Genomic DNA, 15,689 nt, shown 5'->3' with positions numbered 1-15,689 from the left:
GCAAAGAAAACAGGCTGGGAAAACCCGTGCCTGCTGTTTGTCCCCTCTTCAGTATTTGCTCCAGCGGTTTATTCTCCTGTCTGATCCGCAATTACCTCGAATCTTTCTGCAGCATCCTTTCCCGGGAGCAAACAATCTTCGAAAGTTCCCCGTAACCCGCAAATAAAGTTACAGTTATATTCAAATAATGCATATGTTACATAATTGTAAAAATTGTATTAAACCTGTCTTTCCCTCCTGCCCCATCATGCCCCGAATCCCTTGCGGGTTCTGGATTGAGATGACTCCCCAAACCCCCGGGCGACTTTTCTTTTTCTGTAATAAAAATGAAATATCTCAATTTGGTGAAGGAAACTTCAAAAGAATGCAGAATATTTTTTATCCCGAAAACATTAACCGAGTGAATAATAAACGAAGGTAGGGAATCAAATGTTTAGGAGTCAAACCCCCAACAAACAATTGGAAAAAGGGACGGCATCGATTGAAACAATTAAATTAGGCGGTATCAGGCAGACCATTATGATTCGAAGCAGAAGCAATCATCATCCCATTCTCCTGTTTTTGCACGGGGGTCCAGGATTGGCTCATATCGGGTTCATGAGACATTATCAGGCTGAACTGGAAAAACATTTTATTGTTGTTCACTGGGATCAGCGGGGAGCGGGAAAATCATTCTCTGCAAAAATTGATCCGGATACCATGACCCTTGAACAGCTTGTTTCCGACACTCATGACCTGATCCAATTTTTACTGAAACGGTATAAACAGAAAAAAGTATATTTGGCAGCGCATTCCTGGGGAAGTATTATTGGGGCTCTTTTTGCAAAGAAACATCCATCTTTGCTTCATGCATATATCGGTATTGGACAAATGACTGACGCGGAAAAAAGCGAACTGCTTTCGTACCAGTTTTTATTAATCCATGCCCGAAACAATCGGAATTTTTGGGCTGTCAGAGCCTTGAACCGAATCGGATATCCACCATATCAACGCATTTGCAATTTGCATGTGCAACGACGCTGGCTTTCCCGTTTTAGCGGAGATATTCGCAACGGGTCGCTTTGTCGCTATCTGGCCAAAGGGTTCATCTCTTCAGAATATACGCTTGCTGACTGGTTCAGGTGGTGCCGGGGATGTCGTTTTTCTTTTAACCATCTGATGACACAGTTGATGAAAGTAAACCTGTTTGAAGAGATAGATGAACTGAAAGTGCCTGTTTACTTTTGTACAGGCAGATACGATTTCCTGTCCCCATTTGAATTGCAGGAAAGATTGTTACAGAAGATTAAGGCTCCTGTCAAGGATATCATCTGGTTTGAAAATTCGGCTCATTATCCCTATCTGGAAGAAAACTCCGCCTTCCTGGTTGCCTTGTTGCGAATCAAAGAAGAGAGCCTGCTTTATCAACAAAAATCCATCCAGATTCAGCAACAATTAAAGGATGTGGCAGTCACCTGAAAACGTTATCCCCGGTAGGGCTTGGGTAGCTTTTCTGTAGTCCTGGTGAATTTTGCCCGGCTTGGCTGCAAAGTGAAAGGAAGACCATCCTCCCCTCCATGATCCGTTGTCCAGTACCGTATGTCAGGGTACAAATCCGTGCCTCCTTTATATCATTTGTTGTCTGTTCACGAAGATTTCTCTCTTTTGACTGATTTTCTTATTATGTGGCTAAATTTTTGCGATCCCCTGCACAATTTTCCCTTATTGCTTTATAATAACTATAAACATCCACTTACCCTTTGAAAAAAGGCTTTTGATCTGGTAAAAGATATGAGAAAATATGGTTAAGAGGAATTGATTGTTTCCGTTTCAATCAATTCCTCCTTTAACGGAAGTGGAGCAAACCACAAAACCGAATAAGGAGAGGATGATCCTATTGAATCATAAACATGATTTGCAAGGGGAAGATATTCTGGTTCCTGCTTCAAAGACTGCTCCTTGTTCAATCTGTGGGAAAGAAGCACATTACGTAGAAATAAGTTTCGAATCGCCGATCTGTTCCAAGGAATGTGCCAAACAAATGTGGAAACAATACGTTGACACCCAGGTGTCCAGGAAATACAAGACGTTCAGTGATTTTTTATGAAGAACCTCAAATGCGGGAAAACCTGAAAACACCGTATAGTCTCAGGCTATTCGGTGTTTTTTATGTTCTTCATTTCTTCCTATCCAATAAACGATACTCATTTTTCTCAAGGAAAGTGTATGGTCGTTTCCGCTATCGATCAACAAACCGATATTCGGGGATAAATCTACCGGCATCATGATCAGTACTTCTCCATATACATCCACAACCGCAAAAGGCTCCAGAATTACCAGATAATCCTTCCGGTTTAACGCAATCAGATGCCCACAAGCCCACTAGATGGATGGCAGCAAAATATCCCGGGCCGGTTACCGGATTGCCATTCCATCTGAAAATATGAAGGACGGAACGGCTTCAAAAATTTTTTGTCAGTGCCGACATATTGTTCAGTTTATGCATAATTCTTTCCTTCTCCGTTAAAAACGATTCTATAAAAGTAAAAAACCTCTTGCCTTGAACAAGAGGTTTTCAGGTTTGTTACATCAGGACAATTCCCACCACGCAGACCGCAGCAAAGAAAATTCCCGCTATGATAAAAATGGTGTAAAATGCAGTTCCCTTTTGATCCAGGTGCATAAAGGTAAACAATTGCAAAAACACCTGAATCGTTGCCAATATCAAAATCAGTGGCAGGATGAGATGTTCTGCTACAGCACCGGTTGATACCAGGTAAAAAGCTGCAGCTGTCAACAAAATCATGAAAATAAATGAAATGACATACTTCATTTCCCGGTTTGCTTTATCAGATACGGCCCGCCCCCGTGAAGACTGGTTCTGTTGTTGTACCACCGTTTATCCCACCTTTCCCAGAAGATAAACCAGGGTAAAGATAAAGATCCAGACCACATCAATAAAGTGCCAGTACAAACTGGAAACAAACAGCTTGGGTGCCGTTTCCCTGGTAATGCCTTGTTTTGCGGCCTGAAACATCAGTGTTGTGATCCAGACGATCCCGAACGTAACGTGTGCACCATGGGTTCCGACCAGGGCGTAAAACGAAGATCCAAATGCACTGTTCATAAAAGTATGTCCAAGATGTACATAATGGACAAACTCATAAATTTCCAGAACCAGAAAGGACAGTCCCAGCAATACGGTAATGCCCAACCAGGTCAGCATGGCTTTCAGTTTGTACTGGTTCATTTTGGCCATGGCCAGAACACTGGTCAAACTGCTTGTTAAAAGAATTGCTGTTGACACAGCAATAAGAGAGAGATCATACAACTCGCTGCTTTCCGGACCGCCCATGGATTGATGGCGCAGTGCCAGATAGGTACCAAACAGGCAGGCAAACAGGACGGTTTCTGCCGCTAAAAACAGCCAGAAACCCAGTACTTTGTTTCTCCCCTCCAAAGTAGTCGTTTCCAGATGGTTAGGCATATTTCGGGTTGACTTAATTTCTGTGTTCACTTCCATTATGCCTTAACCCCCTTATTGGCTTGATCAAATTCTTCGGGTTCAATGTGGCAACCATGATTCCGGTCAAACGAACGCACAAACATGGTAATAAAGAACATGATCAACCCGAGAATTCCCGCCGCAAAATTCTCCCGTGCAATAAATCCAAGGCCAGCAATAAACAGACTTAATGACATCAGGAACGGAACAAAAGTGGAAGACGGCATGTGGATCGGACCAATCGGTTCTGCCGGTTTCATGCTTTTGTTGCCTGCCTGTTTTTCAATCCACCAGGCATCATATCCGCGGATCAATGGAGTCTGAACAAAATTATATGCCGGCGGCGGTGACGGAATGGTCCATTCCAGAGAACGGGCATTCCAGGGATCGTTTGGAACCTTCTCCTTTTTTACAAAGCTCAGGACAACGTTTGCGGCAAACGCCAATACGCCAATCGCCATTCCTATCGTGCCAATTGTGCTGATCAGGTTCAGGTTTTCCAACCCCACATTAGGCTGATATGTAAATACCCGGCGCGGCATGCCGAACAGTCCCAAGAAATGTTGCGGGAAGAAGGTCAGATGGAAACCGATTAAAAATGACCAGAAATGGATTTTTCCCAAGGTTTCGTTTAACAGTTTGCCAAACATTTTTGGCCACCAATAGTACGCTCCCGCGAACAGCCCCATGACAACACCGCCAACAAGCGTATAGTGGAAGTGGGCAACAAGGAAATAGCTGTCCTGATACTGAAAGTCAGCCGGTGGCAACGCCACCATTACCCCGGTCATTCCTCCTATGACAAAAGTGGGAATAAAGCCTAGAGCAAACAGCATCGCTGTTGTAAAACGGATCTCCCCGCCCCACATGGTAAACAGCCAGTTAAATACCTTGATGCCGGTCGGAACGGCAATGGTCATCGTTGCGACCGCAAAAATGGAGTTAGACACCGGTCCCAGTCCTACTGTAAACATATGGTGAACCCATACCATAAAACCCAGGAAAGAAATCAACACCGAGGCAAACACCATCGATGTATATCCATACAACCGTTTTTTGGAGAAGGTGCTGATCACTTCAGACATGATTCCAAATGCTGGCAGAATCACAATATACACTTCCGGGTGGCCGAAGATCCAGAACAGGTGCTGCCAGATAATGGAACTCCCGCCCATCGTGTAATCGAAAAAGTTCGCCCCGAACAAACGGTCAAACATCAGGAGCAGCAAACCGACTGCCAACGGCGGCATGGCAAACAGAAGCAACGCCGATGTGGCAAAAGTGGTCCAGGTAAAGAGCGGCATTCTCAAAAAGCTCATTCCGGGCGCCCTCATATTGATGATGGTCACCAGGAAGTTGATCGCACTGATCATTGTCCCGATCCCGGTGATCTGCAATCCAAGCACATAATAATCAATTCCCGGCCCCGGACTGTATTCATTAAGTGCAAGCGAAACATAGGAAGTCCATCCCGCATCGGGGGCATTCCCGAAAAACCATCCCAGATTTACCAGGATTGCTCCAAATGTGAACAGCCAAAAGCCCAATGCATTCAAAAACGGGAAAGCAACGTCACGGGCCCCGATTTGCAAAGGCACAACCACATTCATCAAACCAAAAATCAAAGGCATCGCAGCCAGGAAAATCATCGTGGTGCCATGCATGGTCATCAGTTCATTATAGGTATCCCCCACGATAAAATCATTTTGTGGTACAACCAACTGCATACGAATCAGAAGAGCTTCAATTCCACCAACCACAAAATAGAAAATCCCCGAAAAGAAATACAAGATACCGATCTTTTTATGGTCCACCGTGGTAAGCCAATCCCAAACAGTACTCTTTTCCAGCAAGCCTTTCAAGTCTTTGTTGTAGCCTCCGGTGAAGATTGCCACCAGAAAAAGAGCAAAGACGATCAGCACTAGCAATGTCCCCATGGTTTTCCCTCCTTTGTGGGCTTCATCATCAATAAACGTCCGGTTTACAGAAAATTAACCTGCATTCATACATTCTGAATGTTAAAAATTTATTTCCGGCTCATCAGGTAATCGACAAGCGCTTCCATTTCTTGCGGTTGCAGATAATCGATTTTGGGCATTAATGAGCCGGGTTTAACGTCTGTCGTATGCATCATCCACATTTTCAGATTTTTTTCGTTATTCTCCAGAATCCCGGCAATCGTTGTGCGGGTTCCGAACTTCGTCAAATCAGGCCCCTGGACGTTGGGATTGGTACCCGCATGACATCCCAGACAGTTTTGCCGGTACAATTCTTCCCCCTGTTTCTGGCTGGCTGTCTGTACAGGAGATGGTTTTTGCATTTGCGCAACCCATTTATTGAAATCTTCTTCTTCCTGCGCAACGACTTTAAAATCCATCAGAGCATGCCCTGCTCCACACAATTCGGCACATTTTCCCTGATAGACACCCGGTTTTTTGGCATCCAGAGGCATTGTATTGGTGCGTCCGGGAATTACATCCATTTTCCCTCCGAGTGCAGGAATCCAGAAAGAATGAATCACATCTTTGCCTTCCAGAATGAAATTTACCTGTTTCCCGACAGGAATATGTAACTCCTGTGAAGTTTTGATTCCCAGGTCAGGATATTCAAACTCCCACCAGTACTGGTAGCCGGTTACCTTGATCGTGATTGAATCTTCTGATGCCCTGGTATTTGCCATATCAAACGTGTATTTTACAGTCGGGATCGCCAAAATTGTAATCAATATGATCGGAATGGAAGTCCAGATTATTTCAACAATGGTATTGCCATGAACCTGCTTTGGCATCACGTCTTTGCCTTTCCGTTTTCTGTAACGGATCAGGACGTAAATATAGATCGAAATGACGACGGCAAATACCCCCATCATTATGAATAAGCTCAACTTGATCAGATCCAGCGACTTTTCTGCCGAAGTTCCCGATGGCGCAAGGACATTTAAACTCTCATTTCCGGCACATCCGCTGAGAGCAAGAGCCGCAAGCACGAACACGGTTAAGAAATGACGTATACCTTTTCGACTCACCACAATTTCAAACCTCACTTTCTGCTGGTAAATTTGACCCTGAAAACAAACGCGGATTACTATTTACAGTGCACAAGCAGATTATCTATATCAAGCTTTAAAAGCACTGCAACCATGTCATATGGCGGGGATCAAGTCACTGATCAATACGTCGGCAACCATGGCAAGCAAAATTGCGGTCAGATAGATCAGGGAATAGAAAAACATCTGATTGGCCCACTGTTTATCGTCCTTGACAAAGAAACCCCTGATCGACAAAGCGATGTAGATTCCGCCCAAAACCAGCGCAACTGCCAGATAGAACTGGCCCAGGGCTCCCGTATAAAACAGGATTAAAGATGACGGCAATAGAAGCGCGGTGAACAATAACGTTTGTTTTTTGGTTTCATGAAAGCCCTTGACAACCGGCAGCATCGGTATTCCGGCTGCCCTGTAATCTTCGGAACGCCGCATTGCCAACGCAAAAAAATGAGGTGGTTGCCACATAAACAAAACTAAAAACAGTGCCCATGCATTTAAATCCACAGAAGATGTGACGGCAACCCATCCCACCATTGGTGGCACTGCTCCTGACATTCCCCCGACAACAGTATTCAGGGTGCTGCTTCTTTTCAGCCAGATAGTGTAAATAAATATATATACGAACAATCCGGACAAAGCAATCAAGGCAGTCAGGTAGTTAACCCCTGCAGCCAGCACCATTAATCCGGACAAAGCCAATGTCAGGCCATACCGGAGAGCTATTGCCGGTTTGATCCGTCCATCTGCCACCGGGCGGTCTTTGGTGCGTTCCATCAGCGGATCGATATCCCGATCGATAAAATTGTTCAAAACACAACTGCCTGCAATCGTCAGTGCTGTTCCCAGCAATGTCAGAAACAGTTTCAGAAAATCCAGTTCCATCATTTCCGCTGCTACAAAATAACCCGCGAAAGTGGCAATCAGATTGCTTTTATTGATCCCTGGTTTTGTGATTTCTATATAGTCGCGCCAACCCGCCCTGGTTGTCAATCCGAAAGTCTCCGAACGAATCATTTGTTCCGCTGCAGTTTGCTCGGAAAGCGATGGTTTCACCACAAACCTCCTTTCCAGCCAGAAAACGATAATTTAATATTTGAAACTTTCTATCATTACTGAAGAAAACTATAGATTAGCGAAAAATGGGGAATGCTGCAATTCCCTCTTTTCGATTCAACGGTTTTAAAATTCACAAATATCAAAACTTATACTCTATTCCATCATCATTTTAGATGATCAAAAGATTTCATGCAAGGGCGGCAGAATGACATCCTTGTATAAGTAAACCAGTTAACGGCCAAAATTGTCCACTATTTCACCTTTTTTTTGCATGATATTTTCTTTTACTAACTTATTCAGCCCTGTATACATAAAAATGACACTTCTGTGAACTGTTTTTGAACAGAAGGTAATATTTTGGCACAAAAGGCAAAAAAAGGGTGACATTTGTGTTGTCAAATATCACCCTTCCAAATTATTTATCAAATTATGAAATGATGGGTTTGTTCTTTAGCCATTTGACCGCTTCAACGCAGGTTCCTGATTCTACCGGGATCTGCCTGAATTCATCCATCAACATATACACATGCTGCAATCCTGATGTTTCTCCAACCTGCCCGGTTTTCCCCTTGGCGACTTCCTCCAGGTTGACCAGGCCGGGACCTTCATCCTGAACCTGAATCCTTAATCCCCTGCGATTGTTACAATCAACGAATGAAATAGTGATCAACCCTTTTTCCGCATGCTGTACCACATTGCTTGCCAATTCAGATATAGACTGGACAATACGGGATTGATCCAGTTCATCAAACCCCAGTTCCTTTGCAATTTCCCTGGCTTCACTGCGGATATTTACAATCTCCCATTCATAATTTATCGAAAATGTTTTATACATTTTTCCCCTCCGCAATCTGGTATGCATCTAAAGAGCCGTTTGTATTTTTATCAAGGTTTTGCACACGAAACAGTTCTGCATAAGTGCCGTTTAACCGCATCAGTTCGTCATGCGTCCCCTGTTCTACCACACGCCCGTGATCAATGACAAAAATTTGGTCTGCGTGGGTAATCGTTGATAACCGATGCGCCACAATCAGTGTGGTTCGGCCTTTTGCCAAACGCTCCAAAGATTCCTGTACCAAATGTTCTGTTTGCAGATCAAGCGCCGATGTTGCTTCATCAAGGATCAAAATCGCCGGATCTTTCAAAAAGACCCGGGCCAGCGCCAAACGCTGCTTTTGTCCCCCTGACAGTTTAATGCCCCGTTCGCCGATTTCTGTTTCGTATCCCCTGGGAAGTTCCCGGATAAAGTCATGTGCATTGGCTGCTTTTGCGGCTTCCTGAATTTGCTCAAAAGTGGCATCTATTCTCCCCATATGGATATTTTCTTTCACATTTCCACTAAACAGAATATCCTCCTGCAACACCATGCCAATGTGTTTTCTCAAGCTTTCCAGGGTAAAATCCCGAATATCAACCCCGTCGATTCGGATCTCGCCTTCATTGATATCATAAAAACGGGGAATGAGAGAGATCAAAGACGATTTCCCTCCACCGCTGGAACCGACCAATGCGACAGTCTGTCCCGGTTCGATTTTCAGGTTGATCCGATCCAGAATATAGGGTTGCTGGTCATGATAACGAAAACACACCTGATTGAATTCGATCCGGCCATTGACATGATCGATGTCTTTGGCATTCGGACGGTTCTGGATGTCATAAGGTTCATCCATAAATTCAAAGACTCGATCCATCGATGCAAAAGCCTGGGTCAGCGTGGTGGAAGAGTTCACCAGCCTCCGGATCGGATTGTAAATCAAACCCATGTATCCGTAAAAAGCAGTCATCTCGCCAATGGTAAGCTGTCCTTTAATCACCAGATATCCCGATACGCCAATGACGATAATGGGAGCCAAATCGGTAATCGTATTGATCGCTGAAAAGGTTTTTGCCACCCACCGGGTGTGATTTAATGCTTTATCCAAAAAATGGTTGTTGCGTTTCTCAAATTGCCTCTGTTCAAACTCTTCCAGCTGAAAAGCGCGAATCACGGAGATGCCCTGAACCCGCTCATGCAAATGACCCTGTAATTCCGCCAGGGCTTGGGACCGCTCCCTGGTCGTCCGGCGCATATTTTGAAAAAAATACTTTACGGAAACGGCATATAACGGAAATATGGAAAGGGAAATCAATGTCATCCAAGGATCTAACCAAAGCATAAACCCAACCGCAATTATCAATGTTGTCATGTCCAGCCAGATATTCATCATCCCGGTAATGACAAATTCTTTCGTCTGTTCCACGTCATGAATCATGCGGGAAATGATTTGTCCAACCCTTTGGTTTTGATAATAGCGAAGAGATAGTTTTTCAATGTGATCAAACAACCTGTTGCGAATATCAAAAAGCACCTTATTTGCTGTCCATTGAGCAAAATATTGTCGAAAATATTCAACCGGAATCCTTACCACCGTAAACAGAAACAGTGTTCCCAGTAAAATCCATATCAATTTTTCCACTTTTTCCTTATAAGACATGGAAGACAACAGCAAATCATCAACCACATATTTCAAGAGCAACGGGAGCAGCAACGGGATTCCAAATTTTATTATTCCTACTACCATGGTGGCGGTAATCTGTTTCCAATATGGCTTTACAAATTGGAGATAACGCCTCATACTCTCCATGTTATTCAACCCCTGATTTTAAGAACTGTTACCTATTATATCAGGGATATTGAATAACGTGGCCGTTAATGTGCAAACCTCCTACTCACTATAAACGGAAAACTGGACCAAAAAGATTCATCCTGAACATCAACCGTTACCGTGTCAAACTCAACATGTCACAAAATCTATTGGGACCATCATTAATGTATTATTTTCATAAAATGGATGCATATGGAAATCAAGCATTTACTACAACCTTTGTTAAATTTACCTTGCTGAACTGTTCTTATTTTAACAATCACGAATAAAAAAGTTGTTGAGAAAAACCGAATATTTCTCGAATTACCTTGTTGATGGCAAAAGATTCATAAAGAATTCATATTATATTATAGCATTAAGAAAAGTTTGCATAAAAAGCACCAATTACCTGAACAGGCAATTGGTGCAAAGGGAAAATTCATTTGCAAATGTCAGTGGCGTGCTTTTTCTAATGCGGGCAACAATTTCGGATTCAGGATTTTGATATAGGTTCCTTTCATTCCCAAGGAACGGGATTCAACAACTCCGGCACTTTCCAGTTTTCTCAGTGCATTTACAATGACGGAGCGGGTAATTCCCACGCGATCCGCAATTTTACTTGCCACAAGCAATCCTTCCAAGCCGTCCAATTCGTTGAAAATATGTTCAGCAGCTTCCAGCTCACTGAAAGACAGGGAGTTGATTGCCAGTTGAACGACTGCACGGCTCCGTGCTTCTTCTTCAACTTGTCCGGCGCGTTCACGCAGGATTTCCATCCCGACGACTGTTGCACCATATTCAGCCAGAATCAGGTCGTCTTCCCCGAACTTATTGTTCAAACGGGACAGCACCAGTGTTCCCAAGTGATCACCACCGCCAATAATCGGGACAATCGTCGTATATCCTTCCTTGAAAATCTCTTTCATTTCAGTCGGATATGCGGTATAGGGACTGTCGATCCCCAGATTTTGCATCGGTTTATCCACTTCCATCAGCAATTTTGCATAATCTGTTGGAAATTCACGGTTTTTCATATATTGCTGCATCCGTTCATTTTCCACATCATGGTTAATTGCCATGCCTAACAGTTTTCCTTCCAGCCCGACAACATAGATGTTAGCGCTGATGATGTCACAAAGTGCTTCAGCCACTTCATCGAAATCTACCAGGTGATGACCTACATTTCTTTGTAAAATTTTGGAAATGCGGCGTGTTTTTGTTAATAGATCCATTTTTAACATGACCTCCTAAATGTTTCCTTTTGGCTTTTATGTTTATGGGCGTCTATAGACTGTCCTGAAGGACGGTTATTTTTTACGGGATTGAATTTTGGGGAAAGCAGATAAACACTTACCTATTATGCAACATTTAAGCAATTGCACCATTTTACTTCTGTGAACAATTTTTGACTTTTATACCTATTTCAAATTGTTTTCTTTTGACGACAAGAGATCTGATCTTTGTGAAGAAGGCCACAAGATCCACTCCACTTTGCCTTCTACCAGTTTAAAGGGAACGAGCCCTACAGTTTCGTAACGGCTGTCTCTGCTGGCAAATCGGTGTCGATTATCCCCCATAACAAATACAGTACCCGGTTTCACTTGGACAGGTCCATAATTCCCGTCTTCGATTTTGCTGTCAATGTATTCTTCTTTTAGTTTCTCACCATTTCGGTACAACCAACCATCTTTGATTTGTATTGTGTCACCTGCAACACCCATGACCCGCTTCACAAGATAGCGGCTTGGATCAGACGGGTCCCGGAATGTAATAACATCTCCCCTTTCAGGCTTATCCCACAAAAATACAAGCTTGTTAACAAGGAGATAATCTCCATCTCTGAGTGTTGGTTGCATCGAGGTACCATTTACAACTGATAATGCAATCCCGTACTGATTGACTGCCCAGGAGAATAGGATTGCATAGATGAGCAGTAACACCCATTTATACAATCGTTTTACCTGAAACATGCTCATTCACTCCATCATCTACCCTCATCTTCGTGTAAGGCATGGATGATACCATCAAGCAGCGTACTTTGGAGCGAATGGATCTTCAAACCATGATGTACTTTTGCGAAAAGAATATAAATGTGCAAAAGTACACAAAGACATAGAATTAACCTTTTTTAGAAAAAAGATGAATAAATAAATCAGATAATTTTTATTTGCCATCATCTTTTTCTACCACTTTTCCCCTGTTGTTTGCAAGTATCAAATGCCTAACTGTTAACAAAATGACGGATTTTTTCCAGATAATGTTATCTTTTCCCCGTTTTAAGTCCGCTTTTTATATGGTATCACCAATCTTGGATATTCAGTTGTTTTGAAGATCCTAATTTCTTTATTTCCAAAAATAATATAAAATAAAACATCTAAAACTCAGAATTTATTTTTTTCCCCAAAACGTAACAAAAGCATGGAGAAATTTTTATCCATGCTTTGACAGTACAGGGCACGTTTCACGGATCATCGGTTCTTAAATTTGTTTTTTAAAGTGATGCCAGTTGTTTCCCCAATTCGTTGGCACGCTCCTTTGCCTTGAAAACAGCCACTTTCATTGCCTCGGCCACTTGATATTCCTTCAGTGCCTTTAATCCGGCCATCGTTGTTCCTCCCGGAGAGGTTACCTCTTTCCGCAACTCGCTTGCGTCTTTTCCCGTTTTTAATAACATCTGGGCCGCTCCCAGCAGTGTCTGAACGGTTAACAGCCGTGCCGTCTGCGGGTGCAAACCGGCGGAAACTCCGGCCGACTCCAGAGCTTCAACCATGTAATAAATATATGCCGGTCCGCTTCCGGAAAGGCCGGTAACCGTATCCATCATTGATTCATTTACCAGAACGACTGAACCGATACTGGAAAAAATTTCACACGTCACATCTATTGCTCTGTTTGTTGCACGTTTGCCTCCGCTTATTGCCGTGGCCGACAGTCCGACAGCACAGGAAGTATTTGGCATGACCCGCACAACGGACACTCTGTTTTGTATATAATTTTCCAGCAATTCAGTCGATATTCCCGCTACAACGGATATAAATATTTGTCCATCCTGTAAACGGTTTCCCCATCTCTGAAGCACTTCGGTCACATCTTTTGGTTTCACCGCCAGAATAATAATATCTGCCCCGGCAATATATTCAGCTTTCTGCCTGCCCAGGATCAGTCCGTATTTCTGGCTGATCTCGCTTAAACGGCTCTGGTCCTTCCGGTTGATCAGAAATACATTTTCCGGATTTACCATGTTCTTTGACAAAAGCCCTTTTAAAATGGCTTCGGCCATCGATCCTGCCCCGATAAATCCGATTGTTTTGTTTTTCAGCAATAATAACCCTCCCTGTTTATTTTTAAAAATATAAAACCTCTCTCGCCATAAAGGACGAAAGAGGTTTGCTTCCGCGGTACCACCTTTGTTGGCACAAGCATATTGCACCCAACTCATTATCTGTAACGGGAAAATCCCGGCATGATTCATCATCAGCCGCTCGTAGGGGCGGGTTCAAACATCCAAACTGGCAAAACCTCCCAGCCTTCGGGTTTGCTCTCTGTACAGTCTGCAATGTTTTACTAGTCCCCTGTCATTGCGTTTGACATATATGACCACAAGATCCGGCAAGTTTTATGCCACTCTCATCAATCCCAAACTTTTAATTTATTATGAATAAAAAACAAAAACTTGTCAACAGATATTTAAAATTATTGGAGGATTTAATCTTTCAGGTTTTTTATAAAAATTAATTTTCCTTTATAAAATTGAATGGTGAACAACGCAAATTGTTATTTAATGAAAATTTTGAAATTATATATTAAAAAATAAGTTGTCAAGGTATTTTTTATTTGAAAGCGCATTCAAAATGTAGTAATCTTATTTTAAACAGATACCTCATCAATCGTTTCGGGATCATCCGAACTGTTCAGGGATTTGGACACAAAAAAATATCTGCCTTGCGGCAGAAAAGATTGTGAAGAGAAAGTTGATAAAAACAAATTCGCTTAAGAACCAATTTGATGCTGAAAAGAAGCAGCTGACAGCAAATCTTTCTCCAAACGAGTTGAGCAACAGTTGCTATAACCGAGATGTTGGTAAAAGGGGAGCAATTTCAATGTTCCCTCATCCACTGTGATCCAAATCCTTTTTACTCCTTTTTTCCAGAAACGTTGTTCCAATTCTTTAACCAACATGGTACCCACTTTCTTCTGCTGGTAGTCCGGATGAACGGCCAGGCAATAGAAGAAACCTGTCTGTCGGTCGATTGTGCCAACAATTGCACCGATTACCCGGTCATTTTGTTCTGCCACAATTACCAAATCACGATCATAACCCAATTGCTCTGAAAGAACTTGCAACGTTTCTTTTTCCGACTCGTGTGAAGCAGTCATCTGCCAGATTTTCGATACCTCATGTACATCTGATAATCGAAAAGAACGTAGACGCATTTTCTTTTCTCCTCCGCTTTGGATCCCTAAATCTCGGCTTATTTATTTTACCTCAAGAACTAATTTCTTTTCAATTGTTCTTTTATCCCCTTCAATTTTTTAACCGGGGTTTCAGGTCCTCAGCCACAAACCATACCCATGGAATAAAGAGCAAAATAGCTGCCCCCTGCCAAAATGTGGCGACAGACCCCACCCAGCGAAAAATAACTGCTCCTGTCAATACCATTCCCCAAACTGCCAGTGACCACCAATTGAAATGATGGGAAAAATTACGGGTACGAAACATGATCGCTGTATAGATCAGTCCGCTGATAGCCCAGCAGGAAGGAACAAACACACTTACGATTGGAATGAGCAGCTTTTCCCAGCTGTCCAGATAGTTGAATATGGAAGGATCGGTTGTCTCCCAGGCAACTTCCATCAAGGGAGGATAAACCAGCATCTGAACCAGCACATGAATCAATAAGGCTACACTGCCAATCAGATGGATAAACCACGCCCATTGGAGAATGACCCGAAAATGGCGATTCAGTGCAAATAACAAAATGGTAAAAACGGCGACTATGGACAGGATGGCAGATAAAATAAAAAGCCACGAAATCATGACCAGAATTTCATTTGCACGAAAGAATTCAAAGCGCATCAACCATGATCCGTCAGCCAATTGAAAGAGAACGAACAACAGGAAAATCACGGTCGTAAAATAAAGACATGCAGATCCACGAAATACCCATAAAAACCATTGTTTACGGATTCCCGCAGATAAATTTTCCATGCACTCATCCCCCATCAGGCCATCATGCAGACGACCAAAATTTTCCTTGTTTTTATTCTATCCCAATTCAGCTTGAGACAACCATTTCTTTTTCAGCTTTTATATGCCCAACCCGGGCAGAACTTTATATAATCGGGAATAAATAATCAGTACAATTGGTAAATTGCGGTCTTGATGACAAAATCAGGAAGCATTCCGGATGCGAAAATGAAGGCAAAACAGTGAAAAGAGCGATCCATTTGTATGTACATAAAGTTATTTCTGTTTTTT

The 15,689-nt window shown here is 42.8% G+C and carries 15 protein-coding genes and 1 other annotated feature; of the genes, 2 read left to right on the top strand and 13 right to left on the bottom strand.

Features of this window, described 5'->3' with window-relative positions; translation table 11 throughout:
• Positions 1–429: 429 nt before the first annotated feature.
• On the top strand, positions 430–1,458 hold the full coding sequence (locus H2C83_RS01885; RefSeq protein ID WP_181737211.1) for an alpha/beta fold hydrolase: 1,029 nt from the start codon (positions 430–432) through the stop codon (positions 1,456–1,458).
• A gap of 418 nt (positions 1,459–1,876) precedes the next feature.
• Entirely contained in the window at positions 1,877–2,086 is a 210-nt protein-coding gene (locus H2C83_RS01880) for a hypothetical protein (protein WP_181737210.1), read from the top strand.
• A 41-nt stretch (positions 2,087–2,127) separates the two neighbouring features.
• Here H2C83_RS01880 and H2C83_RS01875 read toward each other — a convergent pair whose 3' ends face one another.
• From H2C83_RS01875 to H2C83_RS01815, 13 genes are all read right to left on the bottom strand, one after another.
• Entirely contained in the window at positions 2,128–2,292 is a 165-nt protein-coding gene (locus tag H2C83_RS01875; protein WP_181737208.1) for a hypothetical protein, read from the bottom strand.
• A 271-nt stretch (positions 2,293–2,563) separates the two neighbouring features.
• Positions 2,564–2,875 (bottom strand): cytochrome C oxidase subunit IV family protein, encoded by a 312-nt coding sequence (locus H2C83_RS01870; RefSeq protein WP_181737206.1) that lies wholly within the window; start codon positions 2,873–2,875, stop codon positions 2,564–2,566.
• A gap of 3 nt (positions 2,876–2,878) precedes the next feature.
• On the bottom strand, positions 2,879–3,502 hold the full coding sequence (locus H2C83_RS01865) for a cytochrome (ubi)quinol oxidase subunit III (protein WP_181737205.1): 624 nt from the start codon (positions 3,500–3,502) through the stop codon (positions 2,879–2,881).
• Positions 3,502–5,421, bottom strand: a complete 1,920-nt coding sequence (ctaD, locus tag H2C83_RS01860) for a cytochrome c oxidase subunit I (RefSeq protein WP_181737203.1) — start codon at positions 5,419–5,421, stop codon at positions 3,502–3,504. The genes H2C83_RS01865 and ctaD overlap by 1 nt, the downstream gene beginning before the upstream one ends.
• An 89-nt stretch (positions 5,422–5,510) precedes the next feature.
• Positions 5,511–6,512 (bottom strand): cytochrome c oxidase subunit II, encoded by a 1,002-nt coding sequence (coxB, locus tag H2C83_RS01855; RefSeq protein WP_312853829.1) that lies wholly within the window; start codon positions 6,510–6,512, stop codon positions 5,511–5,513.
• A 114-nt stretch (positions 6,513–6,626) separates the two neighbouring features.
• On the bottom strand, positions 6,627–7,583 hold the full coding sequence (gene cyoE / locus H2C83_RS01850; protein ID WP_312853828.1) for a heme o synthase: 957 nt from the start codon (positions 7,581–7,583) through the stop codon (positions 6,627–6,629).
• A gap of 430 nt (positions 7,584–8,013) precedes the next feature.
• Positions 8,014–8,421, bottom strand: a complete 408-nt coding sequence (locus tag H2C83_RS01845) for an ATP-binding protein (RefSeq protein WP_181737201.1) — start codon at positions 8,419–8,421, stop codon at positions 8,014–8,016.
• Positions 8,414–10,210, bottom strand: a complete 1,797-nt coding sequence (locus tag H2C83_RS01840) for an ABC transporter ATP-binding protein (protein WP_181737199.1) — start codon at positions 10,208–10,210, stop codon at positions 8,414–8,416. Before H2C83_RS01840 ends, H2C83_RS01845 begins: the two co-directional genes overlap by 8 nt.
• 452 nt (positions 10,211–10,662) lie before the next feature.
• Positions 10,663–11,442 carry a GTP-sensing pleiotropic transcriptional regulator CodY gene (gene codY / locus H2C83_RS01835; RefSeq protein ID WP_181737197.1) on the bottom strand — a complete coding sequence of 260 codons (780 nt, stop codon included), beginning with the start codon at positions 11,440–11,442 and terminating at the stop codon, positions 10,663–10,665.
• A 186-nt stretch (positions 11,443–11,628) separates the two neighbouring features.
• On the bottom strand, positions 11,629–12,180 hold the full coding sequence (lepB, locus tag H2C83_RS01830; protein WP_181737195.1) for a signal peptidase I: 552 nt from the start codon (positions 12,178–12,180) through the stop codon (positions 11,629–11,631).
• Positions 12,181–12,701: 521 nt separating this feature from the next.
• The gene (proC, locus tag H2C83_RS01825) at positions 12,702–13,532 is read right to left on the bottom strand and encodes a pyrroline-5-carboxylate reductase (protein WP_181737193.1); all 831 of its coding nucleotides are present in this window, start codon (positions 13,530–13,532) and stop codon (positions 12,702–12,704) included.
• 47 nt (positions 13,533–13,579) lie between these two features.
• Positions 13,580–13,798 (bottom strand) — a binding site (T-box leader).
• A gap of 402 nt (positions 13,799–14,200) precedes the next feature.
• On the bottom strand, positions 14,201–14,644 hold the full coding sequence (locus tag H2C83_RS01820) for a GNAT family N-acetyltransferase (protein ID WP_181737191.1): 444 nt from the start codon (positions 14,642–14,644) through the stop codon (positions 14,201–14,203).
• 91 nt (positions 14,645–14,735) lie between these two features.
• Positions 14,736–15,419, bottom strand: a complete 684-nt coding sequence (locus tag H2C83_RS01815; protein ID WP_181737188.1) for a hypothetical protein — start codon at positions 15,417–15,419, stop codon at positions 14,736–14,738.
• Positions 15,420–15,689: the final 270 nt, after the last annotated feature.

The organism is Thermoactinomyces mirandus (assembly GCF_013868055.1).
In the GTDB taxonomy this organism is placed as follows: Bacteria; Bacillota; Bacilli; order Thermoactinomycetales; family Thermoactinomycetaceae; genus Thermoactinomyces; species Thermoactinomyces mirandus.
This window is presented reverse-complemented; position numbering and strand designations above follow the sequence as displayed.